General features: G+C 34.5%; 20 protein-coding genes. 10 read left to right on the top strand and 10 right to left on the bottom strand.

Annotated elements, in window-relative coordinates; all coding sequences use genetic code 11:
- Nucleotides 1-158: 158 nt before the first annotated feature.
- Nucleotides 159-1,874 (bottom strand): N-acetylmuramoyl-L-alanine amidase, encoded by a 1,716-nt coding sequence (locus tag CY0110_RS01715; protein ID WP_008273129.1) that lies wholly within the window; start codon nucleotides 1,872-1,874, stop codon nucleotides 159-161.
- Nucleotides 1,875-2,040: 166 nt separating this feature from the next.
- On the opposite strand from CY0110_RS01715, the gene CY0110_RS01710 reads away from it, so the two are divergent.
- On the top strand, nucleotides 2,041-2,547 hold the full coding sequence (locus CY0110_RS01710; protein ID WP_008273127.1) for a DUF1993 domain-containing protein: 507 nt from the start codon (nucleotides 2,041-2,043) through the stop codon (nucleotides 2,545-2,547).
- Between the two features lie 197 nt (nucleotides 2,548-2,744).
- Here the strand turns inward: CY0110_RS01710 and CY0110_RS01705 are convergent, their stop codons facing one another.
- The gene (locus CY0110_RS01705) at nucleotides 2,745-3,368 is read right to left on the bottom strand and encodes a chorismate lyase (protein ID WP_035798130.1); all 624 of its coding nucleotides are present in this window, start codon (nucleotides 3,366-3,368) and stop codon (nucleotides 2,745-2,747) included.
- A 78-nt stretch (nucleotides 3,369-3,446) separates the two neighbouring features.
- Here CY0110_RS01705 and truB point away from each other — a divergent pair, with 78 nt between their 5' ends.
- On the top strand, nucleotides 3,447-4,340 hold the full coding sequence (gene truB / locus CY0110_RS01700; protein ID WP_035798129.1) for a tRNA pseudouridine(55) synthase TruB: 894 nt from the start codon (nucleotides 3,447-3,449) through the stop codon (nucleotides 4,338-4,340).
- Nucleotides 4,341-4,975: 635 nt separating this feature from the next.
- Nucleotides 4,976-5,716 carry a hypothetical protein gene (locus CY0110_RS01695; protein ID WP_035798128.1) on the top strand — a complete coding sequence of 247 codons (741 nt, stop codon included), beginning with the start codon at nucleotides 4,976-4,978 and terminating at the stop codon, nucleotides 5,714-5,716.
- Between the two features lie 114 nt (nucleotides 5,717-5,830).
- On the opposite strand, the gene CY0110_RS01690 is transcribed toward CY0110_RS01695, so the two are convergent.
- A complete protein-coding gene (locus CY0110_RS01690; protein WP_008273112.1) occupies nucleotides 5,831-6,628 on the bottom strand; it encodes a pentapeptide repeat-containing protein in 798 nt (265 codons plus the stop codon).
- Between the two features lie 293 nt (nucleotides 6,629-6,921).
- Between CY0110_RS01690 and CY0110_RS01685 the strand changes: the two genes are divergently transcribed.
- Nucleotides 6,922-7,392, top strand: coding sequence for a GAF domain-containing protein (locus CY0110_RS01685; RefSeq protein WP_008273105.1), 471 nt, complete (start codon nucleotides 6,922-6,924; stop codon nucleotides 7,390-7,392).
- A gap of 172 nt (nucleotides 7,393-7,564) precedes the next feature.
- Here CY0110_RS01685 and CY0110_RS01680 read toward each other — a convergent pair whose 3' ends face one another.
- Complete coding sequence (locus CY0110_RS01680) at nucleotides 7,565-8,914, bottom strand: IS1380-like element ISCysp11 family transposase (RefSeq protein ID WP_008273672.1); 1,350 nt, start codon at nucleotides 8,912-8,914, stop codon at nucleotides 7,565-7,567.
- A gap of 235 nt (nucleotides 8,915-9,149) precedes the next feature.
- On the opposite strand from CY0110_RS01680, the gene tumE reads away from it, so the two are divergent.
- Nucleotides 9,150-9,512, top strand: a complete 363-nt coding sequence (gene tumE / locus CY0110_RS01675; protein ID WP_008273093.1) for a toxin TumE — start codon at nucleotides 9,150-9,152, stop codon at nucleotides 9,510-9,512.
- Between the two features lie 84 nt (nucleotides 9,513-9,596).
- Here tumE and CY0110_RS01670 read toward each other — a convergent pair whose 3' ends face one another.
- Both CY0110_RS01670 and CY0110_RS01665 read right to left on the bottom strand, forming a co-directional pair.
- Nucleotides 9,597-10,556: a PRC-barrel domain-containing protein gene (locus tag CY0110_RS01670; protein ID WP_008273091.1), complete on the bottom strand. Its 960-nt coding sequence runs from the start codon at nucleotides 10,554-10,556 to the stop codon at nucleotides 9,597-9,599.
- A 297-nt stretch (nucleotides 10,557-10,853) separates the two neighbouring features.
- Complete coding sequence (locus CY0110_RS01665) at nucleotides 10,854-11,402, bottom strand: universal stress protein (protein WP_008273085.1); 549 nt, start codon at nucleotides 11,400-11,402, stop codon at nucleotides 10,854-10,856.
- A gap of 176 nt (nucleotides 11,403-11,578) precedes the next feature.
- Between CY0110_RS01665 and CY0110_RS01660 the strand changes: the two genes are divergently transcribed.
- Together CY0110_RS01660 and CY0110_RS01655 are read left to right on the top strand one after the other, a co-directional pair.
- Entirely contained in the window at nucleotides 11,579-11,839 is a 261-nt protein-coding gene (locus CY0110_RS01660) for a MoaD/ThiS family protein (protein WP_035798125.1), read from the top strand.
- A 91-nt stretch (nucleotides 11,840-11,930) separates the two neighbouring features.
- Complete coding sequence (locus tag CY0110_RS01655) at nucleotides 11,931-13,310, top strand: SMI1/KNR4 family protein (protein ID WP_035798123.1); 1,380 nt, start codon at nucleotides 11,931-11,933, stop codon at nucleotides 13,308-13,310.
- 25 nt (nucleotides 13,311-13,335) lie between these two features.
- On the opposite strand, the gene CY0110_RS01650 is transcribed toward CY0110_RS01655, so the two are convergent.
- Nucleotides 13,336-14,154: a tetratricopeptide repeat protein gene (locus CY0110_RS01650; protein ID WP_035798121.1), complete on the bottom strand. Its 819-nt coding sequence runs from the start codon at nucleotides 14,152-14,154 to the stop codon at nucleotides 13,336-13,338.
- A gap of 130 nt (nucleotides 14,155-14,284) precedes the next feature.
- Entirely contained in the window at nucleotides 14,285-14,572 is a 288-nt protein-coding gene (locus CY0110_RS01645) for a VOC family protein (RefSeq protein ID WP_232285673.1), read from the bottom strand.
- 267 nt (nucleotides 14,573-14,839) lie between these two features.
- Here CY0110_RS01645 and chlP point away from each other — a divergent pair, with 267 nt between their 5' ends.
- The 3 genes from chlP to lipA all read left to right on the top strand — a co-directional run bounded on the left by chlP (nucleotide 14,840) and on the right by lipA (nucleotide 22,292).
- The gene (chlP, locus tag CY0110_RS01640) at nucleotides 14,840-16,060 is read left to right on the top strand and encodes a geranylgeranyl reductase (RefSeq protein WP_035798272.1); all 1,221 of its coding nucleotides are present in this window, start codon (nucleotides 14,840-14,842) and stop codon (nucleotides 16,058-16,060) included.
- Nucleotides 16,061-16,192: 132 nt separating this feature from the next.
- Nucleotides 16,193-21,145, top strand: a complete 4,953-nt coding sequence (locus CY0110_RS01635) for a hypothetical protein (protein WP_035798120.1) — start codon at nucleotides 16,193-16,195, stop codon at nucleotides 21,143-21,145.
- A gap of 247 nt (nucleotides 21,146-21,392) precedes the next feature.
- Complete coding sequence (gene lipA / locus CY0110_RS01630; RefSeq protein ID WP_035798118.1) at nucleotides 21,393-22,292, top strand: lipoyl synthase; 900 nt, start codon at nucleotides 21,393-21,395, stop codon at nucleotides 22,290-22,292.
- Here lipA and CY0110_RS01625 read toward each other — a convergent pair.
- Both CY0110_RS01625 and CY0110_RS01620 read right to left on the bottom strand, forming a co-directional pair.
- Nucleotides 22,289-23,524, bottom strand: coding sequence for a PulJ/GspJ family protein (locus CY0110_RS01625; protein WP_035798116.1), 1,236 nt, complete (start codon nucleotides 23,522-23,524; stop codon nucleotides 22,289-22,291). The two genes, lipA and CY0110_RS01625, sit on opposite strands and share 4 nt — an antisense overlap.
- A gap of 362 nt (nucleotides 23,525-23,886) precedes the next feature.
- On the bottom strand, nucleotides 23,887-24,255 hold the full coding sequence (locus tag CY0110_RS01620; protein ID WP_232285672.1) for a hypothetical protein: 369 nt from the start codon (nucleotides 24,253-24,255) through the stop codon (nucleotides 23,887-23,889).
- Between the last annotated feature and the right edge of the window lie 260 nt (nucleotides 24,256-24,515).

Below are 24,515 nucleotides of genomic sequence, written 5' to 3'. Positions count from 1 at the left end.
TTTTAGGGATTAGGTAAGCAACAAGTCTATCTTTAGTATATCAACTTTACTAAAAATTCAGTTACCAGTGAGTAGTGATCAGTAATCAGTGAACAGTTATCAATTACATTTGATTGTTTAAAAAAGAAGGATTAAATCAAAACAAATAATTATTTATTTTATTTTTTTTGATTAAACCATTCTGTGATTCCATTAGCTAAAGTTGCTGCCAAGTTTTTTTGTTGTTGTGCATCTGTTATCCATTCAAACTCGGTAGGATTAATCATAAAACCTAATTCTAATAATACGGAAGGAGTAATATGAGGACGAGTTAAAGCGAGGTTATTCCAGAAGACTCCATAGGAAGGACGGTTAGCTTTTTCTACTAAATAATCATGCAAAAATTTTGATAAATCTTCCGCTTGGGGATGATACCAAAACATTCCAATTCCTGCGGTATTAATAGCATCTCCATTATCAGGTAAAGCATTATAATGAACCGATAATGCTATGTCAGGTTTTACCTTATTAATCATCGTAACTCTGTCTTGCAAAGAAACATCTTTATCTGTTTCTCTTGTCATATAAACTGTTGCTCCACGCTTTAATAATTCTTGTTTTAATAACGTAGAAACTACCAAATTAACGGACTTTTCAGGATACCCATTCGGACCTTTTGCCCCCCATTCATCTCCACCATGACCAGGATCTAAAAGTATTTTAATATTTTTCAAAGGTTGACTATTTTGACTTTCAATTTTTGGCGGATGACGTAAGGTAAAAACTAGATTTGTACCTTCATAGTTTAGATCATATCCCCACTGTTGATCTGGGTTTAATTCCAAGTAATATTCAATTTTATCAGGACTCACTTGTTGCCAATAGAAGCTTTTAACTAAGGGATCGTATTCTAAACGTATCGTGTCAGTTTCTGCTGTCGTATTATATAAAGTTAATGTAACTTTATTTCCCATTTGATTGATGGAAACAGGAACGGGTAACGTCAAAGGAAAAGTTATTTTAGTTTCTTCATTATTTTTATCAAATTTTGCACTTCTAATAGTTGCTTTTGCAGAGGATAAATTAGGAAGAGTTCTTGTTTCATTTTCCTTAATCCAGGCACCATAATCAAGCTTTAACCAGTCTCCCTCTTGACCAATAACTGATACGATAGTTCCTTTAGGTAAAGGGGTTAAACGAGAATGATTGGTACTCGGTCCTGTTCTAGTGACACCAGCATCTACAACGATTTCAACAATTTTTAATTGATCGGGATTAATAATATTAACGCTTCCTTCTCCTCTTTGGGCAATGGTTTTATTATTTAATTTTAATTGAAAATTGGGAGTTCCTAAGTTACCAATTGTATTAAATTTGGTACAGCCTTGATATTGAGTAATTGAGTTAATAATTGGTTCATTAGAATCCGTTAAAATAGCAGAATTTGCAGGAAGTTCGACTAAGTCAGGTTGTGGGAATAAGGGAATGGTTTGATTAGCAATATTAACAGAAACTTGAGCATTTGGAGAAGCGATCGCACTAAAACAAACAGGGGTATTCGGTAACGCAGAAATTGATTGCTTCGGAATTAAAGAATTATCAGCAAATCCACCACTTTGAGGAATATTCGGAGTAATAGAATTCCGAGTAACCGTTACATTAATGGTTTTATTATTATGGCGTATAACAAAGCGATTAACCCCTAATTTTAAAGGAAAAGATGGGGCAAAATGTCCCTGGTTACTACGCTGTATTGTTTGTCCGTTTACAGTAATTTTTCCTTGAGGGGAAGCAGTTCCAATTAAGAAAATTTTATCAGACGTAGTTTTATGATTTTGGGGAGGATAAGCTAAATATAAAGCTTGTTGTGCATTAGCAGTTGAAGTTATTATCATACCACTTGAAACACTAATAAAGCTTAATGTAGTTAATCCTAAGAATTTTGAGATCATTCCTTTAATCACTCCCTTAATCAATTTATTTTACTCATTTTTCCGAGCTTTGTTCCTAGAAATTGTACACTAGAAATCATTGAGATTAGTCAAAGATTTAGAGGCAACAATGACACTTTCAATGTATCAAGCAGCCATTCCTCCCATGATCCGCAGTTTAAATAGTTTAGTCGGTATTTTAGAAAAAGGTGCAGCCTACGCTGAAGCAAAAAAAATTGAGCCTCAAGTGCTGATTAACTTTCGTCTCTACCCCGATATGTATCCTCTCTCTAAGCAAGTGCAAATTGCCTCAGATATAGCCAGACAGGGTTCAGCAAGACTCGCTGGAGTAGAAGCACCCGCAATGGAAGATAAAGAAATAACTTTTCCTGAACTCATGACTCGACTGAAAGAGACGGTTACCTATCTAGAAACCTTAACTCCAGAACAAATAGACGGCACCGAAACTAAAACAATTGAACTACCAGTAGGCTCAGAAACCTTTACCTTTGACGGACAATCATTCTTATTGTATTTCGTCTTACCTAATGTTTATTTTCACGTTACCACAGCTTACGATATTCTCCGCCATTGTGGGGTAGAAGTGGGTAAGCGTGATTATCTTGGCGTATCTTAAACTCATATCTTGCACCTTCGCTCAAACTAGCTAGTTTAGGGAGGCAAGAGGCAAGAGTGTTTTATTTTGACGCTAACTTATTACAAATTGATTGTCTTCTCGGTAATTATTAAGTTTACTTGTTCTGGTGCAAGATGTGAGTTAAAGGAGGAGTCAGGAGTCAGAATTTTGCTGATTCCCTCCTTATCCTATTAGCTTTAATATTGCTTTTCCTGTAGTGATATCGGGCCTAAATATTTACTTAAATAGGGAGAAAATACCTCATAAATCAAAGTTAATGGTTTGCGATCGTGCCAAAATAAATAATGTCTTCCCCAAAACGGCCCCGTTTCTTGAAACGCTTCTTCTAATGCAGGAGAATGACCATAATAAATCCCTTGAATATCACGATATAATTCCGTATGTAACCGTGATAAACTATCCCAAATAGGTAAAGAACGATTTTGTAGATACTCATCCACATGATTCGCATCCCACCAAGAAGTTGCATAAGCTAATCTTTGTCCAGATGCTGTTCTTAACCACACCTGTCGTCTTAAACGGGGTTCGGGAACGATTTCTATCTGGGGTGGTGCGCCGTCGTCTTCATCCCCAATGGGAGACATATCAATGAGATCAACTTCTGTTTTTTCCGTTGTTAACAATTGTAAATGACGAGTAGGGGAACCATCACCGAGTAATAATATTTGCCACGCAGGGGATAGCTTATCATGGGGAAGTCCACGCTTAACAACGTCTTCATCTCCTTGCCAAATAATATCTAAGGCGTTCCATTGATGGGCTAAAGTGGTTTTATGATAAGGTTTCAAGTTAGCAGTCAAGGTTCTTAATAAAACTTTACTATTCTTTAAGTTTTATCATAGCAAAACCTTTGTCAGTTATCACTTATAAGTTAGTCTATGTTTGGATTTATTGCTTTGAATAAACCCTCAGGGTTTACGTCTCATGACTGCGTTGCTAAAGTCAGACGATGCTTAAATATGAAAAAGGTAGGACATGGGGGAACTCTTGATCCAGCAGCAACTGGGGTTTTACCGATCGCAGTGGGTAAAGCGACTCGTTTATTACCCTTTTTGCCTGAAAATAAGGCGTATAAAGCCATAATTCGCTTTGGTGTCCAAACGACAACCGATGATCTTCAAGGAGAAGTAATTAAATGTCAACCTGTTCCTAATTTAAGTATAGAGCAAATTAAACCGTTATTCAGCCAGTTTTTAGGGGAAATTGAACAAATTCCTCCCATGTATAGTGCCATTCAACGGGACGGTAAACGGTTGTATGAGTTAGCTAGAAAAGGGGAAACGGTAGAGGTTCCTGTAAGAACGGTTAGAGTTGACAAAATAGACGTTTTAGACTGGTATGCAGGGGAATTTCCCGAATTGGTGGTTAATATTGAATGTGGATCGGGGACTTATATTCGAGCGATCGCCAGAGATATAGGGGACAAGTTGGGCGTTGGGGGAACTTTAGCAGCATTAACTCGCACTAAAAGTTGTGGCATGATGCTATCAGAAACGATTACATTAGAAGAGTTAGAAAAACAAACTCAACAAGGAACATTTTCCTTACTTAAACCAGAATTATTGTTAAACCATTTACCTAAAATCACCCTTTCTGAAGAAGAAGGGAAACGATGGTGTCAGGGTCAAAAAATAGTTATCGATCCTATTAATCTTGTTACCTCTTCGGATATGATTCAGGTTCATAATGAACTAGGGGAATTCTTGGGAATTAGCCAAATAATCTTTAGTGATAATCATCAACTTCTTAAGCCAAAAGTTGTTATAAAATAATAATCAATGCCGTCAAAATTTCAAATCTAAAGGTAGTTATCAGTGTTTTGAATCTTTATAAATGTTAAAATAGATGACAAAAATTGAACCAGTAATTAGGATAACTTAACTAACATTTTTTGTACTGTTTTTTTTAGCGTATTTTATCACTTCTCATAACTTTGCTATATTATTAATAATCAACTCTTTATACTGTTCTTTGATCATTTTTCCAGTAAATACCACAACATCAAAATTTAATAATTCCCGTAAATTTTCTAATAAACCTCCCAAATCTAATAACCTTCTATTCTTATAAACTTAAGAGAGTCTAATGGTTCGAGAATATTGGTTAAAATAGAATGACTCATTAATATTGCTCTCATTAAAGCTATTTTTTGCTATCTTAACTCAAATAGTCATTAAAGTTCACGCTACAACACTCTCAAGGTGTTTGATTACTAATTTATAGTTAGCTACAAGAATCGATTTTGTTAACTTCCCTTTTTTTCCACTTCATGAGGGAACTTTATCTAAAAAGATGGGACTGACATCCTAGGAAACCTTGTCCTATGATGAAATTAAGGATGAATTCAGTCTTATCTTACAAAAATTTCTGACTTCTAACTTGTAACTTTTAATATTGAGGGTGTATTATGTTGAACTTAAACTATGCTAAATCAGGAATGGCTAGTGCGATCGCTTTATTAATGGGAATTACCGCATTATCGCCATTTTACAACTTAAAACCGGCAACCGCCCAATTATTACCGCGGCCCTCTCAACCCTCCTTCCCCAGTAACAATTATGGTAATACCAGTGTCACCATTCCTGCGGGAACCCGCATTCCGATGCAATTTCAAAACGGTGAAAGAATTTTAGTGAGTCCGGAAGAAACCTTAGCTATCACCCTAGAAACCGCAGCAACCATCCGTGATAGTAACCGTAACGTATTAATTCCGGCTGGTAGTGAAGTCAATGGAGAAATTCGCCCCGTTCGTGGTGGATCTCAATTTTTTGCCCGTGAAATCATTGTTAATGGTCAACGGTATCCTTTCAATGCTACCTCAAGAGTGGTCAGCCGAACTGAAACCATCCGAGAAGGGGCTAATGTTGGAGAAATTTTAGGGGGTACTGTAGCAGGTGCCGGGGCTGCTGCTATTATTGCCGGGGTAACAGGCGATCGCCGTATTGATGCCTTAGAAGTGTTAGCCGGGGCTGCCGTGGGAACCTTAGCTGGATGGGGTTTACCTGAAGCTGGAATTATCGGCGGTGGAGAAGCAACCGTTATTGCGATCGAACCTGAGCAAGATTTTCTCCTCACGTTACAGTCTAGTTTCTCCATTGCTTCTAATCGCAACTATCAAAACAGTCGCTATCCTTTGAGTTTCCGTTAATCAACGTTTAGGTCAATTAAACAACCCATAGGTATAGTCATCTATGGGTTTTTGTAGATAAGAGAATTTTTACTTTTGATTATTTCAGATAAAAAATCCCTTTTTCTTTAGCTTTTATGATAAACAAGAATCAGGATATTCTATATCTTTTATTATTATTTTTGGTAAAGTATGAACAATTTTAGAACTGTTTCTAATGAAATTATTAAGCCAAAATTGTAAATTACTCAATTCTGAAATACTTAAAAAGTAATGAGATGAATTAACATTATTCATTTTAATTGATGAATTTACTAATTGAAATCTTTTTAACTTTTCAGTATTAGGACAAGAGGAAGTAAGAAACTTTTTAGTCAATAATTCTCCTAAGTACCTACTTACTAACTGGCAAATCCGATTGAACTTGGCTAAAGACTCTTCTACAGTAACTTCAACTTGGGTTTGTAATTGGGTTTTAATCAAGTTATCCATGTCACCAAATTGAGTTTGAGAGTCATAGTAAGCTCCCGTTAAAATTGCTTCTTCTAAATTAACACCATACAAAAAAGCTTGACTTAAATTAGCTCCTTGTAGATTAGCGCGAGTTACAATAGTAGCATCAAGATGACTTTTTTGAAGATTAACTCCTCTTAAATTACTATCAACTAACGATCCGCAAATAATCTCTGTTTCACTAAGATTAGATCCTTGTAGATTAGCTCCATTCAAATTGGCTCTACTAAGATTAGCTCCTTTTAGATTGACTCCTATTAAAATAGCTCCAGATAAATCTGCTTCTGTTAAATTTGCACCTTCTAAATTAGCAAAACTCAGATTAACTCCTCTGAGATTAGCACCTTTTAGGTCGATTCCTGGAAACTCTCTTTCTTTGGAAAATGTGTATTTTTCTTCAATACTCTCAAGGGTGATCATATCAATTATCCTCAATTTTAGCTTAAATTGAAAGGACTCGGTAAATTATTGCGGGCTGTTTTTTGTTGTTGATAAGATACAGAATAAACTAATTAAGAGAAGAAATCGGGGAGGAAATCGGGAGGAAATCGGGAGGAAATCGGGAGGAAATCGGGAATTTTTGATTCAAGGTAACAGATAATTTGATTTCTGATTTCGTTAAAACGGCAATTGTTAGATTTCACATCGTTCTGGGAATACTTCAATTAGGGCAGTATTAGCCGTTAGATCCAGATTAATCGTCCAGGAAGCAGATGCAGCAAATTATTGACTCCCATGAACCGACTCCTAAACCAGAAACAACTAATTCTATCTCTTCTGAATGCTTGCATCAACTCGAACAGCAAAAAGCACTAACAGGGGTTATTGCACGAATTCGAGAATCTCTGGATCTCGACAACATTTTCCAAGCTACGGCAATCGAAGTGAGAGAATTACTAAAGTGCGATCGCGTGGCAGTTTTTCGTTTTCAACCCGATAGTGGGTGGGATGATGGTGAATTCATCTCTGAAGATGTGGATGAGTTATGGGATTCAGTTCTAGCGAAACGAGTACAAGATCACTGTTTTGGGGAACAGTATGCGGTGGAATACGAAAATGGTAAAGTCCAAGCCGTTGCTGATATTCATGATGCTCAACTAAAAGACTGCCATATAAGTGTTCTGAGCCAGTTTCAGATCCGTGCTAATTTAGTTGTGCCGTTGCTTAACCTGCATTATTCATGAAGAAAAAACAAAACCAAAAACATAAGAAATTAGCATCAAAAGCGATTTTTTATTAAATAGATTCTTAAAAAGTAGTGAATTGGCGTAATTCAATCACAGAAAATTAATGGAAGAACAGAAAAAAGACTAATTTAACGTTAGATGGATACACCAATCCTATGAGAGATGAATGTTAGGAAAAAATCAATTGTTTACCCGAAGATAATCGTTGTATTATGCAGAGTATTTCCTCACGAAAAGGACAATGAGCAGCTAATTCTACTAAAGTTCTTCTAACAGAAACAGTCACTTTGGCAGCTATTTTTATGATGGTTTCCCTCAAACGAGAAACTTGAGCCTTCCCCAATCGTGTCCCTTCCGCAGAAGCCCGAAGTTCAAGCATTAAAATATAAGCTGCTTGGCATAAAAATAAGCGAAATTGATTAACAATAAATTTATGGCAACTGAGACGATCTGCATTAATTCCTAGTTTCAATTCCTTGATTCGATGTTCAGAAGTAGCTCCTCTTTGAACATAAAAATTATCATAAATTTCTTGTGCATCTGCCTCCAAATTAGTTACTAAAAATCGAGGATTTGCTCCTTTTTCTAACCATTCTGCTTTCATAATAAGTCGACGAGGTTTTTTCCAACTTTTTGCAGCATAATATACATCATCGAACAAACGAGCCTTCTCTTTAGTCCGAAAATACTGTAATCTGGCTAAGTCAAGAAGATAATTTATTTTCCGTTTTAAAACAGCATTACTACTAAAACCAAAAACATATTTTACATTTTTTTGTTCGCACAGATTAATAATTTCAGGTAAAGAAAACCCTCCATCGCCTCGTAAGATTATTTTGACATCAGGCCAAGCTTTTCTTAAACGCCAAAATAACCATCTTAGTAATCCTAAAACTCCTTTTCCTGCGTGAGAATTTCCTGGTCTTAAGTGTAAAATTAAAGGATAACCACTTTTGGCTTCATTAACTAATACAGGAAAGTAAATTTGATGTCCATAATAACCATGAAATAAGCTTAACTGTTGATGTCCATGAGTGTAAGCATCAAATCCATCTATATCTAATACTATTTGTTCTGGGTTTGAGAGATGATTTTGAAGAAATTTATCGACAAAAAAACGACGTATCCTTTTAATTTCTTGTTTAGTTATTCCATTTTCTAGTCGACTCATTGTCGGTTGACTAGCTAATAATTCTGCTCCCATTTCGGGGACTTTATCACAAATAATTTTGAAAATTGGATCATGTCGTAAGTAATTACTATCATTGGTATCTTCATATCCTGCTGCTATTTGATAGATTCTTTGACTTACTAACTGAAACAGTGAATGTTTGACTTTATGTTGTTCTCTATTATCTTCCAAGCAATTTGAGATTCCTTGGCCAACTTTCAGATTGTCTTCTGCTTGCTTAATTAGCAATAATCCCGCATCCAAACTTAGGTCTAGTCCTGAAAACTTTACCTCCAATGTTTTCTTCGTCTTAAAATTAAAGGGGAGTTTTTCTGAAGACTCTTTCATTAATTATTGATTGATTGATATAACCTTTATTTCTTTATTTATTATAGGCTAAAATGAACTTTTTGTAAACGACTTTTACCTCTTATTTTTGATAGTTAAATAGTCGATAATTAGTAATAGATAAAAATCACAGACTGTTATTGGGGTCAAATCTCCATATTCCTGATGGCATAAGGCTTTCAGGCTTTTTCGCAATTCTCTCATGAATAATGCAGGTTAGAACAAAGACTAAACGATGTTGCATAATCTCTTATCTGATTATCTTAATCAAATCGAACAAAGAATTATTTTTCTTCAAAATACTTATGTAGAACGGTATCAAGAGGAAATTTTGACTTCAAAACGAGTTAATTTAAGAATTAGATTACGTCTTAATCAAACCCATTTATTAGAAATTAATGAAGCAATCATTATCAAAGATAATCAAGTCAAATTTTTAGACTATCGTTATCATTTTCAAGATGAGGAAAATAAGCTAGTTTTTCGTTATGATAGCACTCCTCACTTTCCTAATCTGTCGACTTTTCCCCATCATAAACATTTACCTAATGAAGTAATTAGTTCTCAAAAACCTGATATTATTCAAGTTTTAACATAAGAGGATTATAGTTTAATAACATTGGACTAATTTAATCAAACTGTTAAAAAAGGTGGGTATTCCCACCTTCTAGACTAATAAGTTTTAAGCTTCTTCTTCGTAATATTCCGCTTGTTTTTGTTTTTGAGGAATATTGACAGGACGAGGGTTATAGGGTTCAGCTTCAACATCATCGTCCCAAACATCCCCTTGAACATCATCATATTCGTATTCCTTTTCTCGAAGGGGAGGTTCATAAGACACCGGTTGTTCCCGTCGAGTTTCTCCCCAGTTGTCTTCTTCGTACTCATCCTCATATTCTTCATAACGAATAGATTCTTCTCTTCGTCTGGGGGGAGGGGGAGTAATCGGTTGTTCCCAGGTATCTTCGTCCCAACGTTCCTCCATGACAGGTTGTTTTGCTTGGACAGGAGTTCTGACGGGGATACCAGTCCCTAATTGATTTTCAGGTTTAGCGGTAGGGGGAGAATAGATGTAATCTTCGTCTTCTGTTTCCCAAGGAGGACGACCAATACCTAGTCGTTCAAGAACACCAACCGTCAACTGGGTTAGTCGTTCTTCGGCCCCTTCAAATACAATGAGACGGTTCGGACCACTGCTAACCACTTCCTCAATAGAAATTTCGTATGTACTGAGAACTTGATCAGGAATTTGAGGATATCCTAAAGAAGCGATAATAATCGACAAAACTCGACCTGTTGCTAGATCAAATTGAAAGTCTCTGACGCGGCCTAAGGGTTCCCCTGCTTCTGTAATCACTTCAGAATTAATAACTGGTGAGTACATATCAACGTCAACGGTTTCGATCGCATCTTCGTTGTCTACTAAAATGACATCACCAATCTGCCGAATACTGGTAATGTAGATATATTGGGGCATACCTGATAAGGAAAGCATATTATCCCGTAGTCCCAGGGCAACAACTTCCCGTTGATCGATATCCACTAAAATGTCTTTAACAACCCCTAACTTTTTACCTCCCTCACGGGTGATGACTTGTGTATTAATAAATTCGTTACGTAGTCGGATGTTATCTGTGGTCATTGTATCTTAGGTTAGATTTTGGCTTTCTAGCAATAGAAAAATTAAATAACAGGTAGTTTGGTTTGATGATCAAGCTTAATCGATAATGATAGCTTAATCTCAGTTACCATAGAGTTTAGTTATTAATTTTACGGAGTTTAATCATAATTAAGGTTTTCTAGGAGTTGCTCTTAGGCTTTTAATGACTTTGATGTAACTCCTATGTTCCATTTTAACTAATCCGTTGACATTTGCCGAAATCAGTTATCAGTGACCACCAGTGAAATATATTCTATCTATTGAGTATGGTTTCGTGTCTCAATGTTGCACGACCAAAGTAGAACAAGGTGCATGATGAACCACATAGTTACTCACACTGCCTAATAATAGTTCTGATAAGCCATTACGGCCTCGACGACCGACTACAATTAAATCGGCTTCCCATGTTTTGGCTAAGGTACAGATTTGTTTTCCTGGTTCTCCATAAGTATAGTCTGACTCTGCTTTAATTCCTTGATTAATCGCTTTTTGCGTTAATCGTTTTAACCAAATCTGTAGTTCTTCTAAACTTTCTTGGATTAATTTTTCTTCTAATTCGATCATTTCTTGATTATAAATTGCCCCATATCCTGTCATTTCTGAGTAAATGGGTAAGTCCATATTCCCTCTGAGATTTTCCTGAACAACCGTTAAAATCATTAACTGGCTATTCTGGTCTTTTGCTAAGTACAAAGCAGCGTCAAAAACCTCTTGACTGCTATCTTCTTCTTCTATAGCAACTAAGATTTTTTTGTACTTGGGCGTAACTATTTTAGTTTCTAAAGATTCTGAATTCAGGACTTCTCGACTTTCAACTTGGTTTGTCATAGCCCCCCCTTTGTTATTATCTCTTCTTTTATTTATAGCTTGACATATTTTTCTTAATGTGTATCAATTTTGATAGAAAAGTTAATATATTTAAGTCTATAAAGAATAAACAATTAATTGAGTTTAGTTGCTCAATTTCTTAGAAAGCCAATACTCAAAACTAAAATTTAATTATTATGGCTCAATCTTCCATTACTATTACTATTAAACTATTTGCTATTTATCAAGAAGTTTATGGGGTTCCTGAATTAACACGACAAGTCCCTCAAGAAACAACGGTGAGTAATATTTTATCTGAGTTGATTGAAGAACATCCTCAATTGAAAAAATGGCAAGACATCACTCGTTTTTCGGTTAATTATCAATTTGTTGAAGCTGATACTAAATTACAAGATGGGGATGAATTGGTGTTTATCCCTCCTGTTAGTGGCGGTTAAATATAAGGTTTTCATTTGAGTTGTAAAATTCCTTCTTAGTTCAAGGTAGTTTACAGCGATAAGGATAATCAAACTCAAGTTATTTTAAGCCATGATAAATAATAAACTTCATAATTTAATTGATCAATTACAACAAGATACTTATGAATCTATTCCATTATTAATTGAACTTGAACTTTCACCGCTTCTAGTGGTGAAATTGCTCCAGTTAATAAAGTCAGATTATGGAATTCCTTATTTAATAAATCTTACTAAGAATAACAATTCATTAGCCCGTTATCAAGTTCCAGAAACCCTCAGAATAATTGATAGTCTAAAAGCAAGACAAGCTTTAAATGAGTTATTAACCAATCATACTTCTCCTAAAATGCTTTGCTTAGTCATTAAAGCATTAGAACAAATCGGAACCGATGAAGTTGTGGATTATTTACAAAATGCTATTGAATGTCCTTTTAAAGAAGTTCATTTAAGTGCTATTTATGCAATCGGAAAAATTGGTACGCTCAAAGCAATTAATTCTTTACAACAGTCAGTTTTTTATACAGAAGAGATTAAAAATTTAGCGCAAAAATTATTAAGAGAAATAGAACAAAAAAAACATATAAAATCTATCAATTCATGGCAAATAGAAGAAAAGCAACAACAAAATAACTCGAAAATGTTAGCTACTAAGCGATGGAATAAATTACAAAATAAACTCAAAAAAAGAAATATTAAACTTCATCTTGATATTTTTCAAAAAGCGATCAAAGACGTTTTTCTAGAAGAAAAATATGAAAGGGATCAACTCAACTTAATTTATCAATTAGGAACAACCAAAAATTTGACTATGATTCCTTACTTATGGGAACACTTATGCAAATATAAGGGAGAAGATGAATTTCTGATTAATTTAACTATAAATACAATTTTAAATTTACAAAATCAATTACAAGATGAACAATTTTCTGATAGATTTGGTTTATCACTTCAAGCTAAAAACAAACTAAACCGAGAAAAAAAATCAAATCCTTCTGATTTTAATTCACCTCTGAAGGAGAAAGAACTTGAACGCATTGAACAGAAAATTAAAATTAGTCTTCCTCAAGATTATCGGGAATTTTTATTAGAATTTTCCAATGGAGGTTGGGTTAATTGTTGTAAAATATTAACTTTACAGAATTCGTTACATAGGTCTACATCTATCGATTCACTTTTTATACCTGACTTTCATATGAACAAAGGTTATCAAACTGGAATTCTGCAAATTGCTGACTTAGGTTGTGGTCATGGAGTTGGTTTAGTTTTAACTGGGCCAGAACGAGGAACTTTATGGTCTTTAGGTGATTATCATTATCACGAACCTTGGTTTAGTCAGAGTGATATCATTAAAATAAATTATCCAAATCCTTCACTTGATCCGATAATAACTAATTATTCAATCTATCATCCGTATCGTTTAACTTTTTCTCAATGGTGTGAAGAATGTTGATATTACTCAGAGGAATTGATATTAATTAATAAAGTATCATCATTAATTCTTGTTGATATTGTTTAGTTAAAGGGTGAGTATTACCCAATAAATTAAAGATAGAAATCATGGCTTTCCTTGCACCATCATTTTTATACTGTCGGTGGTTTTCTACCATATTCAAAAATAATTTTAAAGCTTCTTCGTAGTTTTCACTCAATGTATATTTTGCACCTTGAGAAAATTGTTGATCTAACTCATTTTCTCCTTCTATATTAGCCATTTTTTTAAACTCAATTAAACTTTTCATTCCTTGAGCTTTACTATAATAGTCTTTTTGTTCAACCCCGATAGTTGATAACATTTTGTCTGCATCTTCTAAGCGGTTAAGACGGATTAAAAAGTTAGCTGCTTCAATAATCAACTGAGGGTTATTAGGATATTTAGAGAATAACTCATCTAATAATTGTTTCGCTTTCGCTGCGTCTTTCTCAGTCATCGCTTGACGCATTTCTTCAATTTTTTTATCTAACTCAGAAGTTAAATTGTATTGTTTGAGTAAGTCTCGAATTTCTGCTTCTGGTAAAACTCCAACGAACCCCTGATTAATGTTTCCCTGAAAAGCAATTTTTACATCAGGAACTCCTTCGACAGCGAACTGTTGAGCTAAGTTAGGATGAGCATCAATGTCAATAGTTGCTAAAATAAAATCATATTCTTGCAGTAATTTTTCTAAGATAGGTTTTAATAGTTTGCAAGGACCACACCAAGTGGCAAAAAAATCAATTACCACTGGTTTACTATAAGAATTTTCTATGACTTCTTTGTGAAAGTTACTCGGATCAACAACAACAGCGTAACCCATATTTTAATCTCCTTATTTTAATTATTTATACTTCATATAGTTCTAAAGGAAGACCATCAGGATCTTGAAAAAACGTAAATTTCTTGTTTGTCAATTCATCTATTCTAATGGGTTCAATTTTTATTCCTTTTTAAGTTAATTGTGTAACCATTGTCTCTAGATTTGCAACAGCAAAAGCCAAATGTAAATGTCTCAAGCCACAAGCTTCGGGATAACTAGGTCTTTTTGGAGGATCACAAAAAGAAAATAATTCAATTTGAGAACTGTCACGAATTTTGAGATCCAGTTTATAAGAATTTCGTTCTTTTCTGAACGTTTCTTTGATAATAAATACCCCTAAAATTTCAACATAAAATTGTTTTGATTTTTCGTAATTAGAGCAAATAATCGCAACATGATGAAATCCCTTAATAGTCATAACTTTATTGTTTGATTTTAGCTGAGAATTACCCTAATCCTATATTATTTATTGTTTTCTTTAACAAGTTAATGTTACCTATCCATTCCCTGTTCCCTATTCACTCTATTGAGAATGAGCGATTATTCTCATAAACTGTAAAGGAATGTAACGAGAGATGTTAAGGTGTATTGCAAAATCGGCTAATTTTCGCAGATTGACCCCATAAAAGCAAACGTCCATGATACGATGCAATCCGTAATCCCTTCTGGAATTAGGAGAATAGCCTTGGTTTTACGGGTAGCTGTTGTCGGTTCAGGGCCGGCCGGATCTTCCGCCGCCGAAACATTAGCAAAAGCTGGCATAGAAACATATTTATTTGAACGAAAATTAGATAACGCGAAACCTTGTGGGGGTGCCATTCCCCTATGTATGGTGAGCGAATTTGATTTACCCCCTGAAATTATTGATCGACGGGTGCGGAAGATGAAAATGATCTCCCCATCCAATATTGAAGTTGATATTAATCTCGATCGCCAAGACGAATATATTGGAATGTGTCGTCGGGAAGTGCTTGATGGCTTTTTACGCGATCGCGCTGCAAGTTTAGGGGCTAATCTGATCAACGGAACCGTTTATCAATTAGATATTCCTAAAACAAGCAATGGTGCTTATACGCTCCATTATGCCGATCATTCCAACGGTAATGCCCTAGGAGAAAAGAAAACCCTGCAAGTTGATGTTGTCATCGGTGCGGATGGGGCTAACTCTCGCATTGCCAAAGCCATTGATGCAGGAGACTACAACTATGCGATCGCTTTCCAAGAGCGTATTCGCTTACCTCAAGACAAAATGGCTTACTATGAAGACCTAGCAGAGATGTATGTGGGTAATGATGTTTCCCCTGACTTCTACGCTTGGGTATTCCCCAAATACGACCATGTGGCCGTTGGAACGGGAACCATGAAGGTCAACAAAACCCTTATCAAAGACCTACAAGCAGGAATTCGCGCTCGTGCAGCCCGAAGACTCGAAGGCGGTGAGATCATTAAAGTAGAAGCTCATCCTATCCCAGAACATCCTCGTCCCCGTCGTGTTGTGGGTCGTGTGGCTTTGGTAGGAGACGCAGCAGGAACCGTTACTAAGTCCTCTGGGGAAGGTATCTACTTTGCTGCAAAATCAGCCCGTATGTGCGCTGAAACCATTGTAGAAATGAGTAACGCCGGTCAACGCATTCCCACTGAAGATGATTTAAAAGTATATCTCAAACGTTGGGATAAACAATATGGTATGACCTACCTAGTCTTAGATATTCTACAACGGGTCTTCTATCGTACCGATGCCACCCGTGAGGCGTTTGTAGAAATGTGTGCAGATAAGGATGTACAACGGATGACGTTTGATAGTTATCTCTACAAAACCGTTGTCCCGGCTAACCCCTTAGTGCAGATGAAAATTACCGCTAAAACCATCGGCAGTTTACTGCGAGGCAATGCGTTAGCCCCATAGTATTTTTATCTGATTAAGTCAAGTGTTAGGGTGAGTAAAACTCACCCATTTTTTTTTGATAAAATTGCAGTAATATTTTTTTCTCGTTCTACTCCCTATTACTTGCAGATAATTATTATTTAGGACTCTTTCATGTCATCGTCAAGGGATCATTCAATTTCTATTCAACTAACTAGAAAAACAGCTATCTCTGAATTGTTAGAAGGGTGGCAATATTGGCTAGATTTAGGCTTGATTTCTGAACAGAGAGTTTCTGCTAGATTGATAAGTAGTAATGATTCGTTTGAAGTTAATTTTAAAAAAACTCTAAGTATCAGTAATTTAATTGAACAATTGCAGCTTTTACAAGAGGTTGATTCTGTTTCTGAGGAAACACACTTTAATTTAACAGTTAAAGTTCAAGCAAATAATCCCTATATTTTACAAGGATTAGAGCATTGGTTAGGGTTAGGGTTATTAAATAATCAGCAAGTTAAAAATATTGCCCAAAAAGACTTAAGTTGTCAGATTCCTGATGTTGTTCTGCAACCTGCCACCCCTGTAACAACGCCTTCAACTTCGTCTTTATCTGTTACTAAATCAAACGTTTCAAAGGCTCCTAAGCGACGTAGAAATATTCCCAATATTCCGCAAATGGTTCAATCTTTAATGGCAGAATTAAGTGTCATTTGGTTGCTGTTGTTAGGGGTGTTTATGGTAGTGGTTTCTTCTGGGGTAATAGCAGCAAGTTGGTGGGAAACATTTCCAGCCGTTTTACAATATGGCATCCTTTGGTTATATACGCTAGGGTTTGGGTTGGCTAGTTGGTGGACAGGAAAACAAGCTAATTTAAGATTAACAACTCAAGCATTACGAATTGTTTCTTTATTATTAGTTCCTATTAATTTTTTGGCTATGGATAGTTTTCCTCTATGGCATACTTTTTTAGGATTAATTGGAATGTTTATAGGCAGTCTATCTTTAACTATATTAACGATTAGTTTATTTAAAGATACGTCTCGATCTCATTCTAATTCTTTACCGTTACTCAATCATTTAGGCTTAACCTATTTACATTGGGGATGGACTTTACCAGGAATTCCTATAATCGCAACTTATATGGGGGTGATTGGCACAACAATTATTACTTTGATTTCTCCTAATAATACTAATACTAATAAAAATAATTTTCTTCCTTTTAGTCTCAGTGAAGCAATTATTATTTATGCCTTAATTATTCTCTTGGTTAGGGCTGTTTTTATTACTCAAATTAATGTTTTTGACTTGGGTTTAGCTATTGGTTTATGCGGGTGGTTAATGGCATGGCGATCGCCTCCAAAAACTCCTTGGAAATGGTTGGGTAGTGCTACGTTAATGCTCGGATGGTTATTATCTGTTTTTGTGGTTCCGGCACAAGCGATCGCTATTAGTTTATTGGCTATAATTTGGTTAGGAAAACGCTTAAAAACGTCTGGTTTGCGTCGTGATATTATCTTGATTTTTCTCATTGGTTTACAAATTCATTGGTTAATTTTCCGTTTAGATATTCTTCAAAATATAGTTGCTACTATTATTAATTTTACTAACACTAATGATTATCCTTTCGTTTTAAGTAGTGTATTTCTTTTTCCTTATCTCTTATTAATGGTATTAGGACGATATTTTTTAATCAAAAACAATAAAATAAAATTGTATAATTTCACCAGTCAGCTTACTTTTTGTTTCGGTATTATTTTAACAAGTATTAGTTTAATTAATCCTTTTATTAGAACAATTAATTTAATGTTATCTAGTTTAACATTAGCCTATGAAACGAGAACTAAACTAAAATATAATCGACGTTTTTTTATTAAACCATTAGCACTCATAACTCATGTAAGTTTACTATTAACTTTATTTTCTGCTATGAATTATTATTCACCTCATCTTTCTCTTAATATTTGGTTTCTGATTTTATTAGGATTAGGGACTATCGAAATTTTAGTATCTTTGATTAGTTTTACTGAAGAATCTTTAATTAAATTAATTAATAATAACTCTTGGAATCTAGGGCTATTATTAGCCATAATATCCTATGGTTTATTGTGGTTTCAATTACCCGTTAATTCGCCATTTTGGGGATTAGCTTGGTTAACAGTTCCCTCATTATTGACTGCGATCGCAACTTGGTATTTACCCAGAAGAAAATTAGCAAGTGAATTAAGTGTTATTGCCATCTGTTTAACACAAGCATTAACGATTTATTTCCCAGAAACTAGATTGATGGGGCTAATCATTGGTACTATTTTAATGATTATTAATACCCAATATTTACGTCATTTGTATTCAGTTATTATTACTGTTGGTCTAGGATTAACATCAGTTTTCTTCTATTTATATATTCTTAATTTATCGACTTCTTTATGGATACTTTCAGGAGTCATTATTACTCTACTTTTATGGTTTATTCGTCATGTTTTGAGTGAGAATACATCAGAGTTGACATTCATTTATGCTCAAGTTTTTGATGGTTATGCTTATCTTTTATCTCTAATTGGTTTAATTAGATTATTTGATGTCGGTTTGGTTTATACTTCGACAACTAATGTTTTAATCTCTTCTGTCATTTTAATGGGAAGTGTAACTTATCGCAGTTGGCAACCCTCTTTTAGAAGAAATCAATTACCATTATGGTACAGCATATTAGTGTTAGCAGTTGTCCCTATTCCTGCTTTATCATTATCATCATGGGGATGGGTAGAGTTAGCCATTGCTACTATATTAATGGTAGTACAAACACAGATTTTTAAGCAGCTTAATACTGCATTTATTACCATTGGATTTTTCCTAGAATTAATTGTCGTTATTTTAGAAGATAATGGCATTAAATACGGAGAGCAATTTTGGCTACATTGGTTATTATTTTCATCAATCATTACTTGTATAGTTTGGATAATTTATCATCTTGTTGATCATTATCAAGTTAATTTTCTGAATCATTATAAAAAAGCATTAAACTTATGGGGAATAACTTTATGTACGTTAACCGTTATAACTATTTCTATTCTTCGATTATCAACGGATTATCTTTTAAATAATAATCTTATTTTACTTATCACTCTTAATTTAATTATGATAAGTATCTCTTATGGAAGTTGGCACAATAAAAGTAGAAAAATTTTTTTATGGTCAAGTATTATTGTAATTTTAACTATACAATTTTTAACTCCTAATTTTTTAATAGCGAGAATTATTACATCAGCAACAGGAACTATATTACTTTTTGCTTATAGTTACTTCTTGCCTTATTTTATTACGGCATTTATCACTGTTGGTATGACACTATTTTGTCGTTCTCTTATCCTCCTAAAACCTATACAAATTATTGACTTACCTATAATTCCTATCTGGATAGTAAGCGATAGTATTACCCTAATGATTCTTTGGTTGGTTTGGAGTTATTTAAAAGAAAAACCTCAACCTTTAGTTAAGATTTATGGGAAAGTGGTTGATATCTGGGGAATGATAATCTGTAGTTTTATGTTAACTACTTTAACTTTACATTCTGTTGCTATTTACTGGAACTATATAAATTCTTCTATTACCGTTATTTTAGCCATATTTATTTTATTTTTAGCTATAATTTATCGTGCTAGAAAAAGTCCTAATAATTTGACGTTTTATACATTAGGATGGACATTAGAATTATTGACAATTAATGTTACAACTAAGTTGAGTCAATCTTTAATCTTATTAGCTTTTATCAATATTCTTCTAGGTATTTTATTTCAAATAATTGGAGAATGGTGGCAAAAAAGAACAGGACAAACACAATATTTAAGCAGTTTACATATTTTGCCTCTTTTATATGGAGCATTAGGAACCGCATTAAGATGGAATTTTTTAAATAGTTTCACGGGTTTAACATCTTTTGGTTTAGCCATAATTATTATTGGGGTTGGACGTAGGAAAGAACAGTTTAAACCCTTAATTTATTTAGCACTGGCAATTATTTCCTGTTCTGCTTATGAACTATTGTTTTATCAAATTTCAGACTTATCTTGGGGTGATAAGTATTTAAGTATGGCAGCATTAGCGACAACAATTATGTATTTTTATCGCCTTGCTTCTACTTGGTTATCTTCCTATCTTCATTTAACTCCCAGAGAGTTAAAAATTGTTGCTCATTTACACTGGATTTTAGGTAGTGTTTCTTTAGGGTTGTCTTTGTTATATCCTGTTCAATCACAACAATTAATCGGCTTAACTTCTAGTTTCTTTTTAACACAATATGCTATTTTAGAAGGACGAAACTTTCTCGACAAAAGACAAGGAGAAATTTGGGTTTATCTAGGATTTTTAGAAGCAGGGGGAACAGCAATTTATGGTATTTTGAATTTCCCATCTGTTTTATTATCGAATATAATAGGCTCGATTCTTTCATTATCAAGTATTGTAATTTATACTTTGCCTTGGAGACAATGGGGATGGTCAAAAAGACCTTGGAATCGATTAGCTTTTACACTACCCTTAATAGGAGTTATAAGTAGCTTCAATTTTCTTACTTTGGTTCTTGCTTCTATTTGTTATGGTATTCTGTCTAAGCTTTCTAATAAACCTCGTTTATTATATCCAAGTTTACTATTACTAAATGTTGCTGTCTATAACAATATTCGTATAGTCCCTCAACTATCTCCCTTATTATATTCAAGCTTATTTTGTTTATCTCTTTTATCAATTATCTTTTTTGAACCTTATTGTCAAAGAGAAGAAGGAAAATTAATTAGACATTCTCTTCGTCTTGTCGCAACAGGAATTTTGTGTACTGTTTCTTTTTCATTTTATAGAGAACCGGGTCTGATTCCAGGGTTATTAGGACTTACTTTAATTATTGTTGGTTTAGGGTTAAAAACTCGTGGTTTTTTATTTAGCGGAACCGTTACATTTTTAATCACTGTTTTCTATCAATTAGTGATTGTTAGTTTGACTTATCCTCTGTTAAAATGGATCGTAGGTTTATTATTAGGATTACTGTTCATTTGGATTGCTGCCAATTTTGAAAATAGACGGACTCAAATTAGTACCCTAATTAATCATTGGATGCAAGAATTTGAAACATGGGATTAATAAGAGGCAAGAGGCAGGAGGCAGAAGGCAGGAGTTAAGTGTACCTCACTCGTTAAGAGAAACGCTATATAATAAACAAAAGACATAGTTAATTCAAATAGAAATAAGACAAAATCTACCTCCTATATTGTTAGCGTAGTGAGAAAGACTTGTACTGAGCTTATCGAAGTATGATCTCGCATTTCTCTATCTTAAACTTATTTGAAACAACTATAATTAACAATAATTGAAATTAAGCTGATAGGTAATGGCTAAAAGTTCTCTTAAAAATGATAGTAATATTACTCCGATTCCCTCTTGGCTAAAACGTCCGATTGGAAAAGCAAGTGAACTTTCTACCGTTCAAAAAATTATTAAAACTCGTAATATTCATACCATTTGCGAAGAAGGTCGCTGTCCCAATCGTGGAGAATGTTACAGTAAGAAAACAGCAACCTTTCTATTAATGGGGCCGACTTGCACCCGTTCCTGTGCTTTTTGTCAAGTGGATAAAGGTCATGCACCTATGACTCTAGACCCCCAAGAACCCCAAAAAGTAGCAGAATCCGTTAAATTATTAGGATTAAGCTACGTTGTCCTTACCTCAGTTGCAAGAGATGATTTAGAAGATGGTGGAGCTAACTGGTTCGTTAAAACCATGACTGCTATTCGTAACCTCAACCCCCAAACTCAAATCGAGATATTAACTCCAGACTTTTGGGGAGGACAAGGAGGTAAAAAAAGTCAAAAAGAACGAATTGCTACCGTTGTAGAGGCAAAACCAGCTTGCTATAACCACAATATTGAAACAGTGCAGCGTTTACAAGCTCCAGTAAGACGAGGAGCAAAATATGAACGATCGCTCGATGTACTGAGATGGGTTAAAGAAATAGATTCGACCATTCCCACAAAATCGGGGTTAATGTTAGGTCACGGGGAAACTGAAGCGGAAATTATAAAAACGTTAAAGGATTTAAGACGGGTGCGATGCGATCGCATTACGTTAGGACAATATATGCGTCCTTCTTTAGATCATATTCCAGTGCAGAAATATTGGACTCCTGAAGAATTTGAAAAGTTAGGGAATATCGCTCGTTCTTTGGGTTTTTCTCATGTTCGTTCTGGTCCATTGGTTCGTAGTTCTTATCATGCAGGAGAAGAGAGTTAATCAGCACTATCAACAGTTGCTAGGACCACATTATCTTGTAGATCGAAAGCTGAAGAGCTTTTGTCCTTTGATCCTAGTTCAAACAAATAAATAGCTTGATTTTCAGCAAGTTTAATTTTTCCATCCTCAATATAGTCTGTCAAAAAGGACTCGATGGTACTTTGATCACCAAAAGGGGCAACATCAGGTACCGGATCTCCATTCACGAGAACTTCAACCTGTTGGTTGTCTGCATCAGCAGTAGACGTTTCTAGATAATATTTACCACAAACTGAGCGGTTTCCTGCGATCGATTCTACATCAAAGGTCGTTCCTGATTCTTGATTAGGTAAATTGAGAGGAGAATCAGTATCCCAAGTTTGTTTAGTTTCATTAATGTAAAGATTCGTGGTTACAGGAATATCTACCCCTCCGGCACCACAGGTAATCTCACCCCCCAATATTTCAAATTTTATATCTGCTGATTGTGCAACGGTTAACTTTTTCCCATTAATTGTAAATATAGGTGTATCTTCGTCGGTAAAACCTTGGACTATATTACTCCTCGCAAAAGCCATTGTTTCAACTTGATAATTGACATCTTCTTGCCAAGTTTTATTACTGGTAGTGGTTGCTAAATTAAGCTTTACCAGTTTTCCTTCGGGGTTAACACAAGCATTAAATCCTTCAGTTGAATTAGTCGTGTTACTAGGTTGCCAACCTGTGTCACAAGTAGGGGTTTGTGCAGTGTTATCAATACTATCAATTAAGATAGAAGACTCCCAATTTCCAGGGTTATTAATTTCTGCTGGATCGTACTCTCCATTCTCATCCAAAGGGGGTCCCCATCGCTCAATTACATCTGGCCCTTCCCAAACCTCTGTATCTCCAATGGGTCTTGTATAGTAAATAATCCGTTGAGGTACATCAGCAACTTGAAAAACTAGAATAGGTCTTGCTCCAGTGGGAAGGGTGAAATCAGGAGCCTCAGCTAAAGCTGCAACCGCATCGGACTCAATTCTTCTTCCTAATTTGACTTCATCTGTGAGAAATTCTACCGCTCGATTGGAATTATATTGAATGGTCTCTTTTGCTGCTGCTTTTTGATCCGTACCTATGATGTACACTAACCCCCATCCAGCCATACTAACAACCAAAGCCATTAAAGCACTTCCTAGTAATAATTCAATTAAGGTAAAACCAGTATCAGGTTTCTTTTCTTTGATAAGGGGTAAGATTTTATTAATATTCATAAGATTAATTTATTCAAAATTTTGGGTATTCGTAAATAACAATTTATCATTTTTTTTTTAATCCTGCAAGTATTTACTCATCCATTCTTTTGAGTTTGAACTAATAAGTTTTTAAAGTTTTCATGAAGTAGTCAGTGATTATCTTAAAGATACAAACAATAATTAGACTGTTACAAAATAATCAAGAGTAAAATTACAGATTTTAGAATTTAATTTCTAAGTAAATATCTTTTAATAATCTATTAAAAATAAAAAAGATAATATATTTTCACTAAAATTACTTAGATCAAAGCCTCAACTAAATTCAGTATTAGTACCGAAAAAAGCTGAGGCTAATTAATCAACTAATAAGATCAAATTAACTAACTATCACAAAGATACCGTTCAGCAAGCCTCATCATTTCCACATCGTCTTGAGATTCTTCAGAATCCTCACGTCCTAAACCTAATCCTGATCGAATCGCATCTTCTGCTAAATTTTCTAGGGAATCATTATTATCATTATTAGAATTATCAGCAATTTTTTTACACATTTTATAACCATCTTGCAGTAATTCCCGAACGGTAAAGGCTTGATTAGGATCTTCGTCATACAAATATTCAACAGTTTCTTGAACATAGCGAATTTCATCTTGCGAATCAGCCTGTGCATAAGCATTTGAAGCAATACTGCCACCAGCTAACATAGCTGTCAATAAGATAATTGATTGAGTTAGTCTTAAATTTTTCATTGTTAATCGTCCTTTTCTTTGTAATGTCTAAGATTTTCTCTTTCAGGTGCAATCTTAACGTTCATTTTTGTTATGGAAAGTCAAATTTAGGATAGATTTAAGATACTAAATTACGTTAAGAACCCTTAACCTTAACCCAGGCATAAGTAAATGTTTTTAATAGATTTATATCTATGATTTACGATAGCTAATACAAAACATAAAGAAAAGTTACAGCATTTAATATTTCGTAATGTTAAGATCAAAAAACGTACAACCCA

The organism is Crocosphaera chwakensis CCY0110 (genome assembly GCF_000169335.1).
GTDB classification, from domain to species: domain Bacteria; phylum Cyanobacteriota; class Cyanobacteriia; order Cyanobacteriales; family Microcystaceae; genus Crocosphaera; species Crocosphaera chwakensis.
This window is presented reverse-complemented; position numbering and strand designations above follow the sequence as displayed.